5 protein-coding genes and 2 pseudogenes are annotated in these 6449 nt (G+C 64.6%); 3 read left to right on the top strand and 4 right to left on the bottom strand.

Annotated features, from left to right (window positions below):
- Together VEK15_24715 and VEK15_24710 are read left to right on the top strand one after the other, a co-directional pair.
- On the top strand, positions 1-447 hold a 447-nt coding region (locus VEK15_24715; GenBank protein ID HXV63925.1), incomplete at its 5' end, for a LemA family protein.
- Positions 392-808, top strand: a pseudogene (locus VEK15_24710) (TPM domain-containing protein). The gene VEK15_24715 and the pseudogene VEK15_24710, both read left to right, overlap by 56 nt.
- Before the next feature lie 57 nt (positions 809-865).
- On the opposite strand, the pseudogene VEK15_24705 reads toward VEK15_24710, so the two are convergent.
- Together VEK15_24705 and VEK15_24700 are read right to left on the bottom strand one after the other, a co-directional pair.
- Positions 866-1060, bottom strand: a pseudogene (locus VEK15_24705) (TPM domain-containing protein).
- A 7-nt stretch (positions 1061-1067) separates the two neighbouring features.
- Positions 1068-1619: a LemA family protein gene (locus VEK15_24700; protein ID HXV63924.1), complete on the bottom strand. Its 552-nt coding sequence runs from the start codon at positions 1617-1619 to the stop codon at positions 1068-1070.
- Positions 1620-1779: 160 nt separating this feature from the next.
- Between VEK15_24700 and VEK15_24695 the strand changes: the two genes are divergently transcribed.
- Positions 1780-3339, top strand: a complete 1560-nt coding sequence (locus tag VEK15_24695; protein ID HXV63923.1) for a glycerol-3-phosphate dehydrogenase/oxidase — start codon at positions 1780-1782, stop codon at positions 3337-3339.
- 3 nt (positions 3340-3342) lie between these two features.
- Here VEK15_24695 and VEK15_24690 read toward each other — a convergent pair whose 3' ends face one another.
- Both VEK15_24690 and hflC read right to left on the bottom strand, forming a co-directional pair.
- Positions 3343-5796 (bottom strand): zinc-dependent metalloprotease, encoded by a 2454-nt coding sequence (locus VEK15_24690; protein HXV63922.1) that lies wholly within the window; start codon positions 5794-5796, stop codon positions 3343-3345.
- 12 nt (positions 5797-5808) lie between these two features.
- Positions 5809-6449, bottom strand: a 641-nt coding sequence (hflC, locus tag VEK15_24685) for a protease modulator HflC (protein HXV63921.1), incomplete at its 5' end; no start/stop codon positions are given.

Here is a 6449-nt window from a genome sequence, read left to right as displayed (position 1 = left end):
CCCAACCTGGTCGAGACGGTGAAGGGAGTGGCCAACTTCGAGCAGGAGACGTTTACGGCGGTCGCGGAGGCGCGCGCGACGGCCGGACAGGTCCAGATGGGCGCCGACATCGTCAACGACCCCGAGAACTTCCGGCGCTTCCAAGAGGCGCAAGGGCAGCTCTCGAGCGCTCTGAGCCGGCTCCTGGTCGCGGTCGAGCGCTATCCCGAGCTCAAGGCCAATCAGAACTTCCTCCAGCTTCAAGACGAGCTCGCGGGAACCGAGAACCGTATTGGCGTGGAACGGCAACGGTTCAACGAGGCCGCTCAGGTGTACAACGCCCAGCGACGAAGGTTCCCGACCCGGATCGTGGCGAGTTGGTTCGGTTTCGGCGAGAAGGCCTACTTCGAAGCTGTCGAGGGCGCCGAGCAAGCTCCCCAGGTGGAGTTCGACTTCCGAGAGCGGTAAGGATTTAGGGCTCGCGGCACTGGGGTTCGCCCTCGCCGTACTCCAGGGCGCGCCGCTTCCCGCGCTCAGCGGGCGCGTCGTCGATACGGCGAATCTGCTTGCGGCAAGCGAGAGATCGCAGCTCGAGAGTCGCCTGGAAGCCATCGAGAGCGAGACCTCGGTCCAAATTGTGATCGCCACGATTCCATCGCTCGAGGGAGAGCCCATCGAAGACTACGCGGTGCGGCTCTTCAAGCAATGGAGGCTCGGGCAAGCCGGCCTCGACAACGGCGTGCTCGTTCTCGTCGTGCCCCCGGAGCGACGCGTGCGGATCGAAGTCGGCTACGGTCTCGAGCCGGTGATTCCCGACGGGTTGGCCGGAAGGATCATCCGGGAACGCATCGCACCCGCCTTCCGCGAGGAGAGATTCTTCGATGGGCTCTCCTTCAAGAGATGGAATCGCGGCGATCACGATTTGGACCGAGGTCTCGGTCTCGATGGCTTCCAGGCGACTTTCGAGCAGCGATCTCTGGCTCGCGGCCAGCAAATTCGCCGTATCGACGACGCGCCCGCTGAGCGCGGGAAGCGGCGCGCCCTGGAGTACGGCGAGGGCGATCCCCAGTGCCGCGAGCACCGGATCTCTACCGCTCTCGGAAGTCGAACTCCACTTGGGGAGCTTGCTCCGCGCCCTCGACGGCTTCGAAGTAGGCCTTCTCCTCGAAACCGAACCAACTCGCCACCAGCCGGGTCGGGAACCTTCGTCGCTGGGCGTTGTACACTTGCGCGGCCTCGTTGAACCGTTGGCGTTCCACGCCAATGCGGTTCTCGGTTCCCGCGAGCTCATCTTGAAGCTGGAGGAAGTTCTGGTTGGCTTTGAGCTCGGGATAGCGCTCGATGACCACGAGAAGACGCCCGAGCGCGCTTCCGAGAGAGTCCTGTGCCTGCTGGAATCGAGCGAGAGCTTCGGGATTCGCGAGCTCGTCGGCGTTCAGCTGAACCTGGGTCGCGCGCGCACGAGCGTCGATGACTTCGGTGAGCGTCTCCCGCTCGAAGTCCGCAGCACCCTCGACCGTCTTGACCAGATTCGGAATGAGGTCGGCGCGTCTCTGATAGGCGTTCTCGACCTGGGCCCAGGCCGCGTCCACTCTCTCATCCTGGTCGACGAGGCCGTTATAGACCGTGACTCCCCACATGAAGATCCCGCCGCCGAGCGCGAAAAGAATCACGAGCACGGTGACGCAGCCGAGAAATCCTTTGCTCACGTCCTTTTTTCTCCCGAAATCGTTTGCGCGATTATGGATCGAAGCCCGCCCCGGACGCGAGTCGTCCCCATGCTAGGATGACAACTTATCCGTGAACCGCGACGCAATGCTGCAACGGCTCGAAGCGGAGCCGGGCGCCTGGGACGTCGTCATCATCGGCGGCGGGGCCACCGGTCTCGGTTGCGCGATCGACGCCGCTTCGCGCGGATACCGCACCGCGCTGCTGGAGGCGGGCGACTTCGCCCGCGGCACCTCGAGCCGCAGCACGAAGCTCGTTCACGGCGGCGTTCGTTACCTCCGGCAAGGCAACCTCTCACTCGTTCTCGAAGCCCTGAAAGAACGAGGGCTCCTCCGCCAAAACGCCCCGCATCTCGTTTCCGACCTTCCCATCGTCGTCCCCAGTTACGACTGGTGGGAAGCGCCGTTTTATGGCGTCGGCCTGAGACTCTACGACCTGCTCGCGGGGAAGCTGGGCTTCGGCCCCTCGCGCAACCTCTCCAGGAGTGAAACGCTCGATCGGCTACCCACCCTCGAGACCCAAGGCCTCAGGGGAGGCGTCATTTATCACGACGGTCAATTCGATGATGCGCGTCTCGCGATCCACATGGCGCTCACTGCGGCTTCGCTCGGCGCGAACCTCGTCAACTACGCCCCGGTGGTCGCCCTTCGAAAGTCCGGCGGTGTGGTGCGCGGTGTCGTCGTCCGCGACGCGGAATCGGAGCAGGAGAGCACCCTCGATGCCAAAGTGGTCATCAACGCGACCGGTCCTTATGCCGACTCCATTCTGAGACTGGACGACGAAGCCGCGGTGCGCATGATTCGACCGAGTCAGGGCGTTCACATCGTTCTCGACCAAACGTTTCTTCCAGGGGAAAGCGCCATCCTCGTGCCGCACACCGACGACGGAAGGGTCCTGTTCGCCATCCCATGGCACGGACGCGTCATCGTGGGCACGACGGATACACCCATCGATGAAGTCTCACTCGAGCCAGCGCCGCTCGAGGACGAGATCGACTTTCTGCTCGAGCACGCGGCGCGCTACCTCACGAAGGACCCTGCGCGCGAGGACATCCTCTCGGCGTTCGCCGGAATCCGTCCCCTGGTGAGCGCCTCCGACGCCACGAGCACGGCGGCCGTGTCGCGGGACCACACGATTCACATCTCGCGCTCCGGCCTCGTCACCGTCGCCGGGGGGAAGTGGACCACCTACCGCAAGATGGCCGAGGACACGATCGACCAGGCTGCGACCATTGCCGCGCTCGACGAACGGCCCTCGGTGACGAAAACGCTCCGCCTGCACGGCCACCATCGAGAGGCGTCTCGCTTCGGCTCGCTTGCGCACTACGGTGCGGACGCCACGGCCGTGGACGAGCTGATACGAGCCGATGCCGCCTACGGCGAGGCGCTTCATCCCGCGTTCTCTTCACGGGCCGGTGAGGTCATTTGGGCGGTGCGCGAAGAGATGGCGCGCACGGTCGAGGATTTCCTCTCGCGCCGCACCCGCGCGCTCCTGCTCGATGCCAAGGCAAGCCTGGAGGCCGCCCCGCGGGTCGCCGCGCTCATGGCCGAAGCGCTGGGACGGGACGAGGACTGGCAGAAATCTCAAATCGAAGCCTACCGAGCGCTCGCCCGCCGCCACCTTCCGTCGTAAGCCTCACTGCCGTCCGCGAGAGCCGATGGGACTCCCCGGAGGGATCTCCGGCGCCTCGGGTCGCGGCAACGTGCCTTCGGGGCGATTCTGCCAGCGGCGAATGTCTTCCGCGGCGAGTTTCCGGTGCGCCGAGGGATCGCTTTCCGTCTCGATACTTTCGGCGAGTCGATAAAGACGCTCGCTGAGGACGGCGCGCACGCGCGTTGGGTTCTCGGCACTCGATGCCTGGGCGAGCAGGCCGTCGAGCACGCTGCGCTCCGCAACTTCTTGGACCTGTCTCAGATAGGGCGTCGTCGCTCGCGGGGCCATCCACGTCGCCTCTACCAACCGCTCCGCCACTTCGTCGAGTCCGAGGTGGCTCTCGTCGCGGCTGCCGAAATCCACGAGCCGTGCCATGCGCTCGGGATGGAGCATGAGCGAAACGGTATAGTCGGCCGACGTCTGGGCGGCGGTCAGCGGATCGAAGACGAGGCCGGTGCGCCTCGGGAAGGTCTCTCCCTCGTCGTAGCGATATGCCGGAGGCGGGATGAGATTCAGCACGCGCTCGGGAATGGCGAGGAACTCCGGGGTCAGGGTCTCGAGCGCGGCCGCGAGAGCCTTTCGTTGCTGCTCGCCCGGCACGATGGTGATGGGGGTCTGGCCGTCGCCCCGCAACGCATAGTAGTAGTCGGCGCCCCCGAGAGTGTTCATCGCCGCTTTGAGCTGGTAGCGATGATGGAGATAGAGGGGCACGAGCACCTGCTCGAGGAGGGACATGGGCTCTCCCACGCGGATCGCTTCCGGTCCGAAGCTCGCGAGCGCGATGCGTCGCACCTCGATCTCGTGATCGAGCATGTCGACGAGGTTCGCTCCGTTGTCCCATACCGAGGCCAGCGGATGGGCGCCGGCGGCGATGAGGTTGTCGGTATGTGCCATGAAGCGTACTTCGTTGCGAAGCCCCTCTTCGACGATGGCAGCGAGCGCGGCGGCCTCGTCGGTTCCCGCGGGAAAATCGGCGTAGAGCCATCGCACCGCGAGCTCGTCGTAGTCTCCGATCCCGGCCGCATAGGCATCGCTCAGATCGAGCTGGCCGTCGCGGATGTGGACGAGCGGGGCGGGATAGTCCATCACGCTCGCCCGGCCGCCGTAGGTGCTCGCCAGGTAGTTGTGAGGAAACCCGAGCGTATGACCCACTTCGTGAGCCGAAAGCTGCCGTACCCGAGCGAGCGCCATGTCCACGGGACTGGCTCCCGGACTCGCCTGAGCCAGATAGGTGAAGCCCGGCGACTCGGCCAGTCCGCATCCGCTCAGGCCACCCCCGTCGTCGGTAAAAGGAGGCGTCATCCCCTTCCCCATGAGATAGTCCTGGCGCAAGCGCAGGCTTCCCAGATTGACGTTTCCCTTGATGATCTCTCCGGTGCGGGGATCGGTCACCGTGCCTCCGTAGGACCAGCCGCGGGTCGAGCGGTGCGTCCAGTGGATCATGTGGTAGCGGATATCCATCGGATCGGCGCCCTCGGGCAAGACTTCCACGCGAAACGCGTCGATGAACCCCGCGGCCTCGAACGCTTGATTCCACCAGCGCGCGCCCTCGAGAAGCGCGCTCCGAACGGGCTCGGGGGCGCCCCGGTCGAGGTAATACACGATGGGCTCGACGGGCTCCGAGCGCGCCGCCGCGGGGTCCTTCTTCTCCAGACGGTGACGTGCCACCCAGCGCACGATCAAGCTCTCGTCGATCGGGGTCGCGTAATCGTAGAACTCGGGGCCGAAGACGCCGATTCGCGGGTCAGCCGCGCGCGGCTCGTAGTTTCGGTCGGGAAGCTCGACGAGGGAGTGGTGCTGGCGCAGGGTCACCGCTTCTCCGCTTGCCGCCACCGACCGGACGAGGGGACCGGGCTTGGCACTGGTGAACGTCAGAAGCGTTTCGATCTCGGTATTTCCAGGAAAGGCCTTGGTACGCGGCATGAAAAAGGCGCTCCGGCTCCTTTCGAGTTGAAAGCTCCCCTGTCCGGCCGATTCCATGGCGGCTGCGGCGCCGTGGGTGTCGCGCAGGAAGAAATCCGTCGCATCCACGAGCAGCCGCCCCGGCGATTCGGCGGCTACGTCGAACCCCCAATGGACCGAGGGCGCGAAGGCATCCTCGACCGCGCGGACCTCGTCCGGATTGTCGCTCCGCGCCCGATACCGGTAGTTCGGCTCGATCAGGAGCACCCGGGGTCCGACGCGCATGGCTTTCAAGATGGCCGTGCTTCCCAGCTGCCCCCGGTCGAGCCCCACGGGGTTGCTTCCCAATCCCGAGCTCAAAGAAACCTGATAGAGGAACTCGGTATCGAGTTGATCGATCTCCCAGTAGAGATGGCCGGTGGCTTCGTCCCAGTAGACGTCGAAGAAGCCCTCGAGATGCTGCATTCCATCGGTCTTTTCTTCGATCGACGGGATACTCGCCTGCAACAGGAACACCAACAACGCTCGAACCACTTCACACCTCCGTCAACGGGATCGCTTCAAGAAACTCAGGAACTCCGACTGGCTGCTCAAAACGAGGGTCACGTTCTCATCGAGGCTCGAGCGGTAGGTCTCGAGCGTCTTGAGGAACTGATAGAAGTCGGGATCTTTGCTGTAAGCCCCGGCGTAGATACCCGTGGCCTCGGCATCGGCACGGCCGCGGACCTGCTCGGCCTCCTTGAACGCCGCCGACTCGATCTCGTTCAGCTCGCGCTCCCTCTGGCCTCGGATCTCCGCCGAGCGGCCCTGTCCCTCGGAGCGGCTTCTTTCCGCAATCCGTTTGCGCTCGGAGATCATCCGGTCATAAACCGAAGCTCGCACTTCCTCGGTGTAGTTGATGCGCTTGATCTGAACGTCAACCAGCTCGATTCCGAAGCTCGGAGTGACTTCCGACGCCCTTTCCAGGATCGCCCGCGTGATTTCCCGCCTCCCGCTCAAGATCTCGGTCGGCGTGACCTGCTCTATGACATCCTGGATCTCTTCGCTGACGTCGAACTCGCGGTTCGAGGAGCGCACGATCTCGATGAGGTTGAAGCTGGCGACCGCGTTTCGCGTCTCGCCGTCGATGATGTCATCGAGACGGCTCTGCGCCTGGGTCTCGTCGCGTACGGATCGGAAGAACTCCA

Source organism: Vicinamibacteria bacterium, assembly GCA_035620555.1.
GTDB lineage: Bacteria > Acidobacteriota > Vicinamibacteria > Marinacidobacterales > SMYC01 > DASPGQ01.
Note: the sequence above shows the minus strand (reverse complement) of the source record. Positions and strands in the feature narration are given on the sequence as shown.